The organism is Salipiger mucosus DSM 16094 (assembly GCF_000442255.1).
In the GTDB taxonomy this organism is placed as follows: Bacteria; Pseudomonadota; Alphaproteobacteria; order Rhodobacterales; family Rhodobacteraceae; genus Salipiger; species Salipiger mucosus.
Map to the genome: position 1 here is coordinate 73,621 of NZ_KE557277.1, position 14,600 is coordinate 88,220.

Annotated in this window: 15 protein-coding genes; 8 read left to right on the forward strand and 7 right to left on the reverse strand. The window is 68.1% G+C overall.

The features are described from left to right. Window positions 1–459 carry a (2Fe-2S)-binding protein gene (locus SALMUC_RS14300; protein WP_020042264.1) on the reverse strand — a complete coding sequence of 153 codons (459 nt, stop codon included), beginning with the start codon at window positions 457–459 and terminating at the stop codon, window positions 1–3. 97 nt (window positions 460–556) lie between these two features. Between SALMUC_RS14300 and SALMUC_RS14305 the strand changes: the two genes are divergently transcribed. Next, complete coding sequence (locus SALMUC_RS14305; RefSeq protein WP_020042265.1) at window positions 557–1,138, forward strand: TetR/AcrR family transcriptional regulator; 582 nt, start codon at window positions 557–559, stop codon at window positions 1,136–1,138. A gap of 14 nt (window positions 1,139–1,152) precedes the next feature. Here the strand turns inward: SALMUC_RS14305 and kynU are convergent, their stop codons facing one another. After that, a complete protein-coding gene (gene kynU / locus SALMUC_RS14310; protein WP_020042266.1) occupies window positions 1,153–2,343 on the reverse strand; it encodes a kynureninase in 1,191 nt (396 codons plus the stop codon). Window positions 2,344–2,471: 128 nt separating this feature from the next. Between kynU and SALMUC_RS14315 the strand changes: the two genes are divergently transcribed. The 6 genes from SALMUC_RS14315 to SALMUC_RS14340 all read left to right on the forward strand — a co-directional run bounded on the left by SALMUC_RS14315 (window position 2,472) and on the right by SALMUC_RS14340 (window position 9,241). Further along, a complete protein-coding gene (locus SALMUC_RS14315; RefSeq protein ID WP_020042267.1) occupies window positions 2,472–3,419 on the forward strand; it encodes an MBL fold metallo-hydrolase in 948 nt (315 codons plus the stop codon). A gap of 564 nt (window positions 3,420–3,983) precedes the next feature. Beyond that, entirely contained in the window at window positions 3,984–4,445 is a 462-nt protein-coding gene (locus SALMUC_RS14320; RefSeq protein WP_020042268.1) for a methyltransferase family protein, read from the forward strand. 129 nt (window positions 4,446–4,574) lie between these two features. After that, window positions 4,575–6,149, forward strand: coding sequence for a Re/Si-specific NAD(P)(+) transhydrogenase subunit alpha (locus tag SALMUC_RS14325; RefSeq protein WP_021120427.1), 1,575 nt, complete (start codon window positions 4,575–4,577; stop codon window positions 6,147–6,149). A 15-nt stretch (window positions 6,150–6,164) separates the two neighbouring features. Next, window positions 6,165–7,598, forward strand: a complete 1,434-nt coding sequence (locus SALMUC_RS14330; protein ID WP_020042270.1) for an NAD(P)(+) transhydrogenase (Re/Si-specific) subunit beta — start codon at window positions 6,165–6,167, stop codon at window positions 7,596–7,598. Window positions 7,599–7,800: 202 nt separating this feature from the next. Next, window positions 7,801–8,400, forward strand: coding sequence for a biotin transporter BioY (locus tag SALMUC_RS14335; RefSeq protein WP_020042271.1), 600 nt, complete (start codon window positions 7,801–7,803; stop codon window positions 8,398–8,400). A 109-nt stretch (window positions 8,401–8,509) separates the two neighbouring features. After that, window positions 8,510–9,241 (forward strand): heme-dependent oxidative N-demethylase family protein, encoded by a 732-nt coding sequence (locus SALMUC_RS14340; protein WP_020042272.1) that lies wholly within the window; start codon window positions 8,510–8,512, stop codon window positions 9,239–9,241. Here SALMUC_RS14340 and SALMUC_RS14345 read toward each other — a convergent pair. From SALMUC_RS14345 to SALMUC_RS14365, 5 genes are all read right to left on the reverse strand, one after another. After that, the gene (locus SALMUC_RS14345) at window positions 9,222–10,148 is read right to left on the reverse strand and encodes a hypothetical protein (protein WP_020042273.1); all 927 of its coding nucleotides are present in this window, start codon (window positions 10,146–10,148) and stop codon (window positions 9,222–9,224) included. The two genes, SALMUC_RS14340 and SALMUC_RS14345, sit on opposite strands and share 20 nt — an antisense overlap. 112 nt (window positions 10,149–10,260) lie before the next feature. Then, window positions 10,261–11,073, reverse strand: coding sequence for a lytic murein transglycosylase (locus tag SALMUC_RS14350; RefSeq protein ID WP_020042274.1), 813 nt, complete (start codon window positions 11,071–11,073; stop codon window positions 10,261–10,263). Between the two features lie 286 nt (window positions 11,074–11,359). Beyond that, window positions 11,360–11,584: a hypothetical protein gene (locus tag SALMUC_RS14355; protein ID WP_020042275.1), complete on the reverse strand. Its 225-nt coding sequence runs from the start codon at window positions 11,582–11,584 to the stop codon at window positions 11,360–11,362. Between the two features lie 157 nt (window positions 11,585–11,741). Next, window positions 11,742–13,145 (reverse strand): type I glutamate--ammonia ligase, encoded by a 1,404-nt coding sequence (glnA, locus tag SALMUC_RS14360; RefSeq protein WP_020042276.1) that lies wholly within the window; start codon window positions 13,143–13,145, stop codon window positions 11,742–11,744. A 77-nt stretch (window positions 13,146–13,222) separates the two neighbouring features. Beyond that, window positions 13,223–13,561: a P-II family nitrogen regulator gene (locus tag SALMUC_RS14365; RefSeq protein ID WP_020042277.1), complete on the reverse strand. Its 339-nt coding sequence runs from the start codon at window positions 13,559–13,561 to the stop codon at window positions 13,223–13,225. A gap of 174 nt (window positions 13,562–13,735) precedes the next feature. On the opposite strand from SALMUC_RS14365, the gene SALMUC_RS14370 reads away from it, so the two are divergent. Beyond that, a partial coding sequence (locus SALMUC_RS14370) for an NAD(P)H-hydrate epimerase (protein ID WP_037372015.1) occupies window positions 13,736–14,600 on the forward strand: 865 nt, incomplete at its 3' end.

Consider the following 14,600-nt stretch of genomic DNA (forward strand, 5'->3'; position numbering starts at 1 on the left):
TCAGCTCTCCATGCCTGCGGCCGCCTTGATGGCGGCGCGGATGCGGGGATAGGTGCCGCAGCGGCAGAGGTTGCCCGACATGGCGGCGTCGATGTCGTCATCGCTCGGCTGCGGCGTTTCGGCGAGCAGGGCGGCGGCCTGCATGATCTGGCCCGACTGGCAGTAGCCGCACTGCGCGACCTGGTGGTCGACCCAGGCCTGCTGGATCGCGGCGAGGCTCTCGGGCGTGCCCAGCCCCTCGATGGTGGTGACATCCCCCCAGACGTCGCCCAGCGGAACCTGGCAGGAGCGCACGGCCTCGCCGTCGATCTGCACGGTGCAGGCGCCGCAGGCGGCGACGCCGCAGCCGTACTTGGTGCCGGTGAGGTTCAGCGCGTCGCGCAGCACCCACAGAAGCGGCACCTCGGAAGGCAGGTCGACTTCGTGGGCGGTGCCGTTTACGGTGATACTGGTGGGCATGCAGACCTCCCTGATCGCCTCATGTTTCTGACATTATTGACGTATTTTGTCACTTCGTCAATTGACAAAATTGCCGCCTGATGTCAGTGATCTTGCGATGAACGAGGCCCGGACCGACACCGACGACCCCAAGGCTGCCGCGATCCTCGACGCGGCCTTTCGCAGCTTTGCGGCCTACGGGTTCCGGCGCACCTCGATGGAGGACATAGCCCGCGGCGCGGGGATGTCCCGGCCCGCGCTCTACCTGCATTTCGCCAACAAGGAAGCGATCCTGCGCGCCCTCGTCTCGGCCCACCACGACCGGGCGGTCGCGGGGGTCTCGGCGGCGCTGGCGCAGGGCGGCACGCCCGAGGAGGCGCTGACGCGGGCCTTCCTCACGCAGACCGGCGAACGGGTCGAGACGATGCTGAACTCGCCGCACGGGCCGGAACTGCTCGAGACCTCGGGCGTGGTCAGCGCCGATATCTCGCGCGAGGGCGTGGCGCGCATGGTGGCGGTCTATGCCGACTGGCTGGAGGCCGGGGAGACGGACGGAAGTCTGCGGCTGGCGGCGCCCGCAAGGCTGGTGGCCGAGACCATCGTGGGCGCGCTGCAGGGCATCAAGGCGCCGCCCTACGACGGCTATGTCGCGCGGATCCGGGCGCTGGCGCAGGTGATCGGGCGCGGCCTGGCGCCCTGAGCGCGGCGCCGCGCTCATGTCACGCGCTTGCGGTGGCGGAATTTCGGCTGGTCCCAGAGCGCGCCGCGCAGGATGCGGGCGAGCGTGCCGACCGCCTCGCGGATCTCGTCCTCGCCGATATAGAGCGGCGTGATGCCGAAGCGCATGATGTCGGGGGCGCGGAAGTCGCCGATGACGCCCTGTTCGATGAGCGCCTGCATCGCGGCGTAGCCATGCTCGAAACGCACCGAGACCTGGCTGCCGCGCCGCTCGGGATCGCGCGGCGTGGCGAGCTTGAGCTGCGGGCACTGGGTCGCCAGCTCCTCGATCATGAGCGAGGTCAGCTCGATCGAGCGCGCGCGCAGGTCCTGCATATCGACGTGGTCCCAGATGTCGAGCGCGGCCTCGAGCGCGGCCATCTGCAGCACCGGGGGCGTGCCCACGCGCATCCGCTCGATGCCCGAGCCGGGGCGGTAGCTGTGCTCGAAGGAGAAGGGCGAGGCATGGCCCAGCCAGCCCGCGAGGGCCGGGTCCACCGCCTCGGCATGCCGGGGGGCGACGTAGATGAAGGCGGGCGCGCCGGGCCCTGCGTTGATGTACTTGTAGGTGCAGCCGACAGCGAAATCCGCGCCGCGCGTGACATCGACCGGCAGGGCGCCCGCGGAATGGGCGAGATCCCAGACCGTGAGCGCGCCCATCTCGCGGGCCCGCGCGGTCAGCGCGTCGAGATCGTGGCGGCGCCCGGTGCGGTAGTCGACCTCGGTCACCAGCACGACGGCGACCTCCTCGGTGATCGCGTCCTCGAGTTCGTGCGGGGCGACGAGGCGCAGCTCGTGGCGGTCGCCCAGCAGGCGGATCAGCCCCTCGGCCATGTAGAGGTCCGACGGGAAGTTGCCCCGGTCCGACAGGATCACCCGCCGGTGCGGGTTGATCTCAAGCGCCGCCGCGAGGGCCTGGAAGACCTTGATCGAGAGCGTGTCGCCCACGACGACATGCCCGGGTTCGGCGCCGATCATCCGGCCCAGCCGGTCGCCCAGCCGGCGCGGCATCTCCATCCAGCCGCATTCGGACCAGCCGCCGATCAGCTGCTCGCCCCATTCCATCGACATCATGCGCTCGACCCGGTCGGGCGTGGCGACGGGCAGGGGCCCGAGGGAATTACCGTCGAGGTAGGTGAGGCCCAGCGGCAGGTGGAACTGCGCGCGCGTCCACTGGAAATCGGTCAAGGTCTGTCTCCGGTCATGCCGCGGGAGCCTGCCGCGCTTTCGCGTCACGGGCAAGCCGTGCCGTGTCGCTGGACATACGCATTCCTATGTGTGAATTTAACCTCGCAACCCGAGGGGAGGAGGGATCGATGCGACACCTGATTGCCGGGATCGCGGTCACGCTGGCGGGCGCGGCCGCCGCGCACGAGGATATCGCGGACCAGTATCCGCAGTCCGAGCTCTACGACAAGCCGGTCGAGGTCATCCCGCATGTCTGGAGCGCCATCGGCGCGACGGCGCCGCCGACCTACGAGAACGCGGGCCACAACAACAACCTGAGCTTCGTGGTCACCGGCGACGGCGTGGTGGTCATCAACGGCGGGGCCAGCGCGCGGCTGGCCGAGGCGCTGCACGACGAGATCAAGGCGGTGACCGATCAGCCGGTGAAGCTGGTCATCAACGAGAACGGCCAGGGCCACGCCACGCTGGGCAATTCCTACTGGGCGGGGCTGGGCGTCGACATCCTCGCGCACGAGGAGGCGATCGCGGAGATCGAGGAGAACGGCGATTTCGTGCTCCAGGGGATGCAGGGCTACAACCGCGACCGCGCCGAGGGGACCGAGGTGGTGGTGCCGAACCTGTCCTTCTCGGACCGCGAGGTGGTCGAGATAGGGGGCGTGACGCTCGAGGTTCTGCACCTGGGGCCCGCGCACGGGCCGGGCGACACGCAGGTCTGGATCCCGCAGTGGGATATCGTCATCGCCGGCGACATCGCCTTTCACGAGCGCATGCCGCCGATCTTCGCCGATACCTGCACGAGCTGCTGGATCGAGACCTTCGACGGGCCCTTCACCGAGCTGGGCGCGACCTGGGTGATCCCGGGGCACGGGCATCCGACGAACATGGCGCAGGTGACGCGCTACACCTCGGATTACCTCAAGGACATCCGGGCCAGGATCGGCGCCCATCTCGACGCGGGCGGGGATCTCGCGGAGGCCTACTACGTGGACCAGTCGGACTGGGCGCATCTCGACACCTTCGAGGAACTGGCGACCAAGAACGCCGGCCGCGTCTACGAGGAGATGGAATGGGAGTGAGCGCCGGTCCGGGCCGGGAGGCCCGGCAATCGCTCCGGGGGGAGCGATTGAGGCGCGAACGGGCGGAGCCCGCTGACCGCGCCGCAGGCGCGGCAAACGCTCCGGGAGAGCGTTTGTGCGGATCACGGGCGGAGCCCGCCGGTCCGGGCCGCGAGGCCCGGCAATCGCTCCGGGGGAGCGATCGAGGCGCGAACGGGCGGAGCCCCGCTGACCGCGCAGAGTTACTCAACATAGGGCCAGCGCCCGTCCGCCGGGTGGGCGTTCGTGCCGGTCGAGGCTTTGTCACTTTATCCAACGGCCATATGCCCACATCACAGACGCCAGGCCGGCGTCTCAAAGCGCCCGCCCGAGGGGGCGGACGGGCGCTGGCCCGGCGGGCTTCGCCCTTGATTCCGGGCCGGGGGAAATTGTGCGGACTGCAGGATGCTGTCGTTGCCTTGTTGGGCCGGGGACACGGATCTCCGTTGTTGTCACCTGACCAGGGGAGGTGAAGGCGCTTCGGCCTTGATTCCGCGTCTTTGTTGGCGACAGGTGGTGGCATCGAAACCGACCCAAGGGAGTGTCATGTCCCCGCTGCGCAAATGGATCGACATCCCGCCGGTCTGGCTCGCTGCCTGCATATTCATCGCCTGGTGGCAGAAGACCTACCATCCCATAGGCCTTACCTTTGGCCCGGTCTGGGCCGATCTCCTCGGCGGGCTGCTGGTGGGCGGCGGGCTGCTGCTGGCCGCGCTGGCGCTCTCCGAGATGCGGCGCCAGCGCACCACCTTCATGCCGAACGAGGAGGCCGGGCGGCTGGTCACCAGCGGCATTTTCAAACGCTCGCGGAACCCTATCTACTTGGGAGACGCCATGATTTTGGCGGGGCTGATCCTTTACTGGGACGCGGTCCTGTCGCTGCCGCTGATCCCGATCTTCGTCTGGGTGATCGAGAAACGCTTCATCCAGCCCGAGGAAGCCATGCTTCGGAGAAAGTTTCTTGCCGACTATGCGCGCTATGCGCAACAAACCAGAAGGTGGCTTTGACTCGCGGGCGGGATGTGATTAACCCGTCCGTTCAGGTTGTGGCCGACGGGTCGGGAAGGTAGACCGGTCCCGGTCGGCTTGTGCCGTTACGGAAAGAACGTCTCAAGAAACGATAGGGGGACGAGACAGGTGAAAATCGGAACGCCGAAGGAGCTGGCGCCGGGCGAAGCACGGGTGGCAATGACGCCCGACTCGGCCAAGCAGCTTCAGAAACTGGGATACACCTGCGCCATCGAGAGCGGCGCAGGCAAGGCGGCGGGCTTTGCCGATGCCGCCTATGAGGAGGCCGGCGTCGAGATCGTCGCTGATGCGGGGACGCTGTGGAGCGGCTCGGACATCATCGCCAAGGTCCAGCCGCCCACGCCCGAAGAGGCCGCGCGCCTGACCGAGGGCAAGCTGCTGATCTCCTTCTTCTGGCCGGTCCAGAACGAGGAGCTGATGAAGCAGGCGGCCGAGGCCGGCGCCAGCGTCATCGCCATGGACATGGTCCCGCGGATCAGCCGCGCGCAGAAGATGGACGCGCTGTCGTCCATGGCCAACATCGCCGGCTACCGCGCGGTGATCGAGGCGGGCAACAATTTCGGCCGGTTCTTCACCGGCCAGGTGACGGCGGCGGGCAAGGTGCCGCCGGCGAAGGTGCTCGTCGTGGGCGCGGGTGTCGCGGGTCTTGCCGCGATCGGCACCTCGGCCAGCCTGGGCGCCATGACCTATGCCTTCGACGTGCGGCCCGAAGTGGCCGAACAGGTCGAGAGCATGGGCGCGGAGTTCGTCTACCTCGACTTCGAGGAAGAGCAGACCGACGGGTCGGAATCGGGCGGCTACGCCAAGCCCTCGAGCCCGGAGTTCCGCGAGGCGCAGCTGGCCAAGTTCCGCGAGCTGGCGCCCGAGATGGACATCGTCATCACCACGGCGCTGATCCCGAACCGCGAGGCGCCGGAGCTGTGGACCGAGGACATGGTCAAGTCGATGAAGCGCGGCAGCGTGATCGTCGACCTGGCGGCGGAGAAGGGCGGCAACTGCAAGCTGACCGTCAAGGACGACAAGATCGTCACCGACAACGGCGTGACCATCGTCGGCTACACGGACTTCCCGAGCCGCATGGCGACGCAGAGCTCGACGCTCTACGCCACCAACATCCGCCACATGATGACCGACCTGACGCCCGAGAAGGACGGCACGGTCAATCACGACATGGAGGATGACGTCATTCGCGGCGCGACGGTCGCGCATGCGAAGGAGGTGACCTTCCCGCCGCCGCCGCCCAAGACCAAGGCGATCGCGGCGGCCAAGCCGAAGCCCAAGGAGCCCGAGCTGACGCCCGAGGAGAAGCGGGCCAAGGAAGTGGCCGCCTTCAAGGCGCAGACCAAGCAGCAGGTGACCCTGCTGAGCGTGGGCGCCGTGCTGCTGCTGGGCGTGGGCCTCGTGGCCCCGGCGAGCTTCATGCAGCACTTCATCGTCTTCGTGCTGGCGGTCTTCGTGGGCTTCCAGGTGATCTGGAACGTGTCGCACTCGCTGCACACGCCGCTCATGGCGGTGACCAACGCGATCTCGTCGATCATCATCCTGGGCGCGCTGATGCAGATCGGCTCTGGGTCCGCCATCGTGGTGATCCTTGCCGCGCTGTCGGTCTTCATGACCGGGATCAACATCTTCGGCGGCTTCCTCGTGACGCGGCGCATGCTCGCCATGTTCCAGAAGTCGTAAGGGGGGACGGACACAATGGAATTCGGATTCACGACGGCGGCCTACGTGGTCGCGGCGGTCCTCTTCATCCTTTCGCTGGGCGGCCTCTCGGGGCAGGAAAGCGCCAAGCGGGCCGTGTGGTACGGCATCGTCGGCATGGCGCTGGCGGTCTTCGCCACGCTCATCGGGCCGGGGTCGGGGCTGTGGTGGCTCTCGGTCATCCTGATCGCCGCGGGCGGCGTGATCGGCGTCTATGTCGCCAAGAAGGTCGAGATGACCGGCATGCCGCAGCTTGTCGCCGCGATGCACTCGCTGGTGGGTCTCGCCGCGGTGCTGGTCGGCTACAACGCGCATTTCACCATGAAGATGGTGGCCCGTGCGCAGGAAGCCGGGACCGAGGTGCACGGCACCTTCGCCGAGCTGGTGGCGCACAAGACGGCGGTCGAGCTGAACATCCTCTCGGTCGAGCTGTTCCTGGGCATCTTCATCGGTGCGGTGACCTTCACCGGCTCGGTGATCGCCTACGGCAAGCTTGCCGGCAAGGTGACGAGCGCGGCCAAGAAGCTGCCGGGCGGGCACATGCTGAACCTGACGGCGGCCATCGTCTCGGTCGTCTGCCTGTTCTGGTACGTCGCGACGGGTGGCTTCCTGCCGCTCTTCATCATGACGCTGGCCTCGCTCTTCATCGGCTACCACCTGATCATGGGCATCGGCGGCGCCGACATGCCGGTAGTGGTCTCGATGCTGAACAGCTACTCGGGCTGGGCGGCGGCGGCCATCGGCTTCAGCCTCGGCAACGACCTGCTGATCGTGGTCGGCGCGCTGGTCGGCTCCTCGGGTGCGATCCTGTCCTACATCATGTGCAAGGCGATGAACCGCTCGTTCATCAGCGTGATCCTGGGCGGCTTCGGCGGCTCGGCGGGGCCGGCGCAGGAGGTCGAGGGCGAACAGGTCGCCATCGACGTCGACGGCGTGGCCAATGCGCTGGAAGAGGCCGACAGCGTGATCATCGTGCCGGGCTACGGCATGGCGGTGGCGCAGGCGCAGAACAACGTGGCCGAGCTCACGCGCAAGCTGCGCGGGCAGGGCAAGGAGGTGCGGTTCGCCATCCACCCGGTCGCGGGCCGTCTGCCGGGGCACATGAACGTGCTGCTGGCCGAGGCCAAAGTGCCCTACGACATCGTGCTCGAGATGGACGAGATCAACGAGGACTTCCCGGACACGGACGTCGTCATCGTCATCGGCTCGAACGACATCGTGAACCCGGCAGCGCAGGACGATCCCAACTCGCCCATCGCAGGGATGCCGGTGCTCGAGGTCTGGAAGGCGAAGAACGTCTTCGTCTCCAAGCGCGGCCAGGGCACGGGCTATTCGGGCATCGAGAACCCGCTGTTCTTCAAGGACAACACGCGGATGTACTATGGTGACGCGAAGCAGTCGATCGGGGACCTGCTGAACAAGCTGGGCTGATCCGCACGACGCATCGAGACATGGCGAGGGGCGCGGCACCGCAAGGGCCGCGCCCCTTTGCCTTGCGCGCCGCCGTGGCTTTGCCGGCGGGTTTGCACCTGCAAATATATGATTTGCAAATTATTCCGGCACCGCGCACTTGCGGCATGCCCGCGCATCGTGCACAACCTTTGGAAATCTCGTCGAACATGGGGGACACCCGATGAACCTTGCACAGAACCGCTCCGTTCTGGTGGAAACCTTCGGTGCCACGGAAGGCGCCGGGCTGCGGCTCAAGCAGGCCGCTCTGGTCGTGGCCGGCATCGCGATGCTGGCGCTCTGCGCCAAGATCAAGGTGCCGATGTGGCCGGTGCCGATCACCATGGGCACCTTCGGCGTGCTCGCCATGGGCGCGGCCTACGGCCCGCGGCTCGGCCTCGTGACGATCATGGGCTACCTGCTGATCGGCGCGCTGGGCTTCGACGTCTTCGCCGGCTCCTCGGCCGAGGCGAGCGGGCTGACCTACATGATGGGCGGTACCGGCGGCTACCTCGTGGGCTACGTCATCGCCGTTGGCGCCATGGGCCTGCTGGCCCGCCGCGGCTGGGACCGCTCGGCCCCCAGGATGGCCGGCGCCATGCTGATCGGCAACGTGATCCTCTACGTGCCGGGCCTGATCTGGCTGGGCATGCTCTACGGCTGGGACAAGCCGATCCTCGAGTGGGGCCTGACGCCCTTCCTCGTCGGTGACGCGATCAAGCTGGCGCTGGCGGCGATGGTGCTGCCCGCCGCCTGGAAGGCGATCAGCCGCGCCCGCGGCTGAGCCCCGCCCTGCACAGGCTTTCGACAGGAACGGCGCGTCGCCTTGGCGGCGCGCCGTTTCGCGTTTCAACCGGCTTCCGCTCCGGGCGGGGCCGCACTAGTCTCGGGCCATGATCCTGCAGACCCGTCTTCCCTACGACCCCGCCAGCCAGCGGCCCCTGCCCAACATCGCCCCGCTCGAGATGGCGGAGTGGCTGATGGTGGACGAGGCCTATGCCCCGCAGATGGCCGAGCGCGCCCGCCTGCTGGCCGAGGATCGCGCGGCGGTGCTGGCGCTCGACCCCGCGGCGCGGCCGGCGGCGGAGGAGCTGCTGGAGATGGTGCTGGCGCATCTGCCCGAGGGCTTCACGCGCGAGGGCGAGGCGGTCACGCGCCCCGACGGGGTGGTGGTGACTCTCGACCGGGCGGACCCGATGGGCACGCTGGGGCACCTCGTGCAGGAGGATCTGTGCCTCATGGAGAAGCGCGGCGAGGAGCACGTGCTGACCGGCGCGGTGCTGTGCTTTCCGGCCCACTGGCGGCTGGCGGACAAGTTCATGCAGCCGCTGGTGGCGATCCACGTGCCCATCGCGGCCTATGACGACAACATCGCGCGCCGGGTGCAGCGGCTGTTCGACGGCATCCGCCCGGGGCGGCCGCTGTGGCGGTTCAACCTGCTGAACGACGAGGACCCGGCGCTGTTCCAGCCGGGCCGCAAGGCCGCGCCGCGGCAGGAGACGCCGGCGCGCTACCTGCGGTCCGAGCGGCAGTGCCTGGTGCGGCTGCCCGAGAGCGGGGCGGTGGTCTTCTCGATCCACACCTTCGTTCTCGAGCGCGCCGCGGTCATGGAAGCAACTGCATGAGGGCCGGCGGGATCATGTCGGCGTCGTGCAGCACGACGAAGAACGAGGTCACGGTCAGCACCTGAGTGACCATGCGGAAGTCCATGCCGCGCAGCAGCCCGATCGTCGCCAGCGCGCCTGCGATGGGCATCGAGAGCGTCGCCACCATGCCAGCCATCAGCCAGGACGCGAGGCTCAGGCGCCATTCCCCCGGGGTCATGTTGCTGCAGCGGTTCACCAACGTGCCGACGAGGCGGCGCGGCCGCGAGTCGGGCCGGGGCAGCGGGGCGGTCGTGTTGGCGGCTGGCGGCAGCGGCGGGATCACCGGCTCCGGCGGCAGGTCCAGGCCGTCGAAATCGACGGCGGGCAGGGTGGCCGGACCGGTGTCGCGGGCCTGGGCGCCGGGGACGGGGGACGCGAGTTCGGGTTCGACGTGGGAGCCTTCGATGCTCTGACGGATGCTCTCGGCGAGCATGTCGTCGGTCATCGTGCCGGTCTTGGCCGGGGCTGCGCCGGCGGCGGTGCGGCGCGGCGAAATCAGGGCGCGCAGGCCCGGGAACTCGGCGCGGCTGACCACGACGCCGGGCGAGCGCCACTCGATTCGCTGGGCATCGCAGACGAAGAGCAGCTCGTGGATCGCGTCCGAGAGGATTCGGTCGACCAGGTTGCCTTTCGGAATGCCGCCCGCGCGGGAGATCACGCGCACGCCCAGCTTGGGGCCGAGCGGGCTTTCGCGTTCGAATCGCATGCTGAGCCCGTAGTGGTCGGCCATGAGGGCCTGCCGTTTGGGCGAGCGGCGCGGCGGATGGCCGGATTCGGTGTCGTGGCGCGTCAGAACGGTTTCGGCCGCCTTCAGAAAACGACCGGGCGAGAGCCCGGTCGCATCCTGGAGGATCAGACCGGCATAGGGATAGGTGGCGTCGGCCATGTGTCGTCTCTCGCAGGGTTGTCTCTGCGAGAGATTGCCCCCCGAATGAGCAAAAATTTAGACAGGCCTGCGGCCCCTTCGGGACGTTTACGCGGCGGCGACAGTCGCGGCCTCAGCCGTCAATTCGTGCCGCAGAGAGTGCAATCGCCTTCTGGTAGACTGTCGCTGCGTTCCACTCATTCAGGACACGAAAGTTGGCGGTGCCTTCCTGGTAGGGCTGACCGGGACGCCAGCCTTTCTGGCGCAGGAAATTGGCGGTGGAAGCCAGTGCGTCCGCCTCGCCGTAGAGGTCGACGCGGCCGTCGCCGTTGGCGTCCACGCCGTAGCGCAGGGCATTGCCGGGCAGGAACTGGGTGTGGCCCAGCTCGCCGTGGGCGGCACCGCGCTGGCCGGGGGCGAGCATGCCGCGATCGACCATCTTGAGTGCCGCGAGTGCGTGGGGGGTGAAGAAGTCCGAGCGGCGGCAATCGTAGGCCACGGTGGTGATCGAGGAGATCACCGGCACGTTGCCCATGGTACGCCCGAAGCCGGTCTCCATCCCGTGGATCGCCAGCAGGATGCCCGCAGGGACGCCGTAACGGTTCTCGAGCGCGGAATAGAAGGTGGGGTTGCGCTGCTTGCGCTTGCGGGCGGTCGCGGCGAAGCCGTCGAGCGAGCCAAGGCGGATGTTGATGAAGCGGTCGAGCGTGTATTTCACGCCGGTCTGTGAGCGGTCGGCCTTGATCGTCGTGTTGGAATACTGCGCGCCGTTCAGCGCCTGGATGCCGCGCTGGCCGACGCCGGCCCGCTGCGCCTCGGCGGCGAATTCGCGTTTCCAGGCATCGTAGCCGGAGGCGTTGTTGCCGCAGCTTGCGGCCTGCGCGGCGGTGCCGGTGGCAAGGCCGAGCGCTGCTGCGGCGAGGGTTCTGGCGACGGCTCGAAACATGAATGTTCTCCGGGTTACCTGCGTGGAAGCGAAGGGTAGCGCGGGGGATTCGCCCATCAAACAGAATAGCACCGGCTCGGCGGGGAGCCGCCGGTGGCACGGCCGGTGTCGCGTGCGGCGGCCCGGAGTTTTCGTCCGAAAATTCTGGGGGTCCGCCCGGCCGCCGGTGCCGTGCGCGGGTCAGTCGGCGAAGGTCTCGCGCAGCCGTTGCGCGAAGGCGTCGTCACGAAGCTGCTCCGCGGTGCCCGTGCCTCGAAGGCGGTGCGGTCCTGCATGTCGCGGGGGGTCACTGCGCGGCGATGATGCCGCCCGACCGGTCCGGCCCGATCATGGCGAAGGCCTGCATGGCCACGACTCCCAGGAGCCCCAGCGCGAGGCCCGCCGCCAGGAGCATGACGGCCCGCCGCCCGGCCCTCGGGCCTTGGTCGGGCCCGGCCCGGCCGAGGTTGCTGCCCTCGTTCTCGCGCGACTGCGCGATGCGCGTCAGACGGTCCTCGAAGGATGCTCCCATGCCGCTCGACCTCCCCTGCCTCCGGTCGCGGCGGCGCGTCTCGCCGCCCGTGGGCAGGCTGCACAGGTGAGGGGGCGGAAGCATGACCGAGTTGCGGCAAAGAAAAGGCGCCCTCCGAAGAGGGCGCCCATCGTCCGTAGCGGTGATCGCGGTGCGATCAGCAGCTGTAGTAGAGCTTGAACTCGACCGGGTGCGGGGTGTGCTCGTACTCTTCGAGCTCTTCCATCTTCAGGTCGATGTAGCCTTCGATCTGGTCCTTGGTGAAGACGTCGCCGGCCAGCAGGAAGTCCATGTCCGCCTGCAGTTCGGTCAGCGCTTCGCGCAGCGAGCCGCAGACCGTCGGGATGCCTTCCAGCTCTTCCGGCGGCAGGTCGTAGAGGTTCTTGTCCATCGCCTCGCCGGGGTGAATCTTGTTCTTGATGCCGTCGATGCCGGCCATCAGGAGCGCCGCGAAGCACAGGTAGGGGTTCGCCGACGGGTCGGGGAAGCGGGCCTCGACGCGCTTTGCCTTGGGCGATTCCGACCACGGGATCCGGACGCAGCCCGAGCGGTTGCGGGCCGAGTAGGCGCGCAGAACGGGGGCTTCGAAGCCCGGGATCAGGCGCTTGTAGGAGTTGGTCGAGGGGTTGGTGAAGGCGTTGAGCGCCTTGGCGTGCTTCAGGATGCCGCCGATGTAGTAGAGCGCTTCGTCGCTGAGGTCGGCGTACTTGTCACCGGCGAAGAGCGGCTTGCCGTCCTTCCAGATCGACATGTTCACGTGCATGCCGGTGCCGTTGTCGCCCGCGACGGGCTTGGGCATGAAGGTGGCCGACTTGCCGTAGGCCTGCGCCACGTTGTGGATGACGTACTTGTACTTCTGCAGCTCGTCCGCCTGCTTGGTGACCGTGCCGAAGATCAGGCCCAGTTCGTGCTGGCAGGAGGCGACCTCGTGGTGGTGCTTGTCGACCTTCATGCCGAGGCGCTTCATGGTCGAGAGCATTTCCGAGCGGATGTCCTGGCCGTCGTCGACCGGGTTCACCGGGAAGTAGCCGCCCTTGACGCCGGGACGGTGGCCGGTGTTGCCCATCTCGTAGTCGGTGTCGGTGTTCCACGATGCGTCGAGCGCGTCGACCTCGTAGGAGACCTTGTTCATCGCGACCGAGTACTTCACGTCGTCGAAGAGGAAGAATTCCGCCTCGGGGCCCATGAATGCCGAGTCGCCGATGCCGGACGCCTTGAGGTAGGCTTCGGCCTTCTCGGCGGTGCCGCGCGGGTCACGCTCGTAGAGCTCGCCGGTGTCGGGCTCGACGACCGAGCAGTGCAGGCAGAGCGTCTTTTCCGCGTAGAACGGATCGATGTAGGCGCTGTCGGTGTCGGGCATGAGTTTCATGTCCGAGGCTTCGATCGATTTCCAGCCGGCGATCGAGGAGCCGTCGAACATGAAGCCTTCCTCGAGGAAGTCCTCGTCGACCTCGTCCGCGATGATCGTGACGTGCTGCAGCTTGCCGCGGGGGTCAGTGAAGCGGATGTCGACGTAGGCGACGTCTTCTTCCTTCATCATCTTGAGAACGTCGTTGCTCATTCCCTTGCTTCCCTTTCTGTACTTGGGTCCCTGGTTATTCTTTTGGCCGCGCGAAGCGCCCTGCGCGTGTGTCCGCGTCAGAGCGCGTCCGAGCCGGTCTCGCCGGTGCGGATGCGGATGGCCTGTTCGACGGGAGAGACGAAGATCTTGCCGTCGCCGATCTTGTCGGTCTTGGCGGCCGAGATGATGGCCTCGATGGCGGCGTCGACCTGGTCGTCGTCCAGCACCACCTCGATCTTCACCTTGGGAAGGAAATCGACGACGTACTCGGCGCCGCGATAGAGTTCGGTATGACCTTTCTGGCGTCCGAAGCCCTTTACCTCGAGGACGGAGAGGCCCTGGATGCCCGCATCCTGCAAGGCTTCCTTGACCTCGTCGAGCTTGAACGGCTTGATGATCGCCTCGACCTTCTTCATGGCCCTCGTCTCCTCGTATTCCCGTGTCGGACCCTGCCAGATCATTTCTGCCGGGCCGCCACAATCGCATAGGGTGGCCGCGCAGGGGGTGTTCAAGGGGATTCCTAAACCCCGCATAATTTTTGTGCAACAAGCCTTTAGAGGCAGCAGAACTGAATCGGCGGAGATCGGGCCATGATGGAGCTGTTTACGGCAGAGCAGATGCGCGCGCTGGAGGGGGCCGAAATCGGCTCGGGCGCGGTGACGGGGCTTGCGCTGATGGAGCGCGCGGCGACCGGCGTGACGAAGGCGATGATGGCGCAGTGGCCCGCGCTGGCGCAGGGCGCGCACCGCGCGCTGGTGCTCTGCGGTCCGGGCAACAACGGTGGGGACGGCTTTGTCATCGCGCGGCAGCTGGCGGCGCGGGGCTGGGCCGTTTCGGTGCTGCTGTTCGGCGATCCGGGGCGGCTGCCGCCGGATGCGCGGCGCAACCATGATCGCTGGTGCGAGACGGGCACGGTGGGTGCGCTCACGCCCGAGGCCGTGCGCGGGACGCCGCGGCCCGACGTGGTGATCGACGCGGTCTTCGGCATCGGGCTGGGCCGGCCGCTGCCCGAGGAGGTCGCGCGGGCGCTCTCGGACGAGGGGCGCTCGGGCTGGGAGGCGGGCCGCGAGGTGCCGGTGGTGGCGGTCGACTGTCCCACGGGGCTCGATCTCGATACCGGGGGCGTGCATCTGCCCGAGGGCGACGAGGGTCCGATCCGGCCGCTGCCCGCGGCGCTGACGGTGACTTTCCACACCGGGAAGGCGGGGCACTACCTGGGGCCGGGGCCGTCGCTTTGCGGCCGGGTCGTCGTGCATGACATCGGGCTTCCGGGGGCTGCTGGCGCGGCACGTCTGTGGCTGGTGGGCCGCGCGGGTGCGGCATCGGACTGGCCGCTGGGGCTGATCGGCAAGATGCGCAAGGACGGGCACAAGTACGACCACGGCCACGTGCTGGTGCTGGGCGGCGGCGTGGCGCGGGGCGGGGCCGCGCGGATGGCCGCCCGCGCGGCGCTGC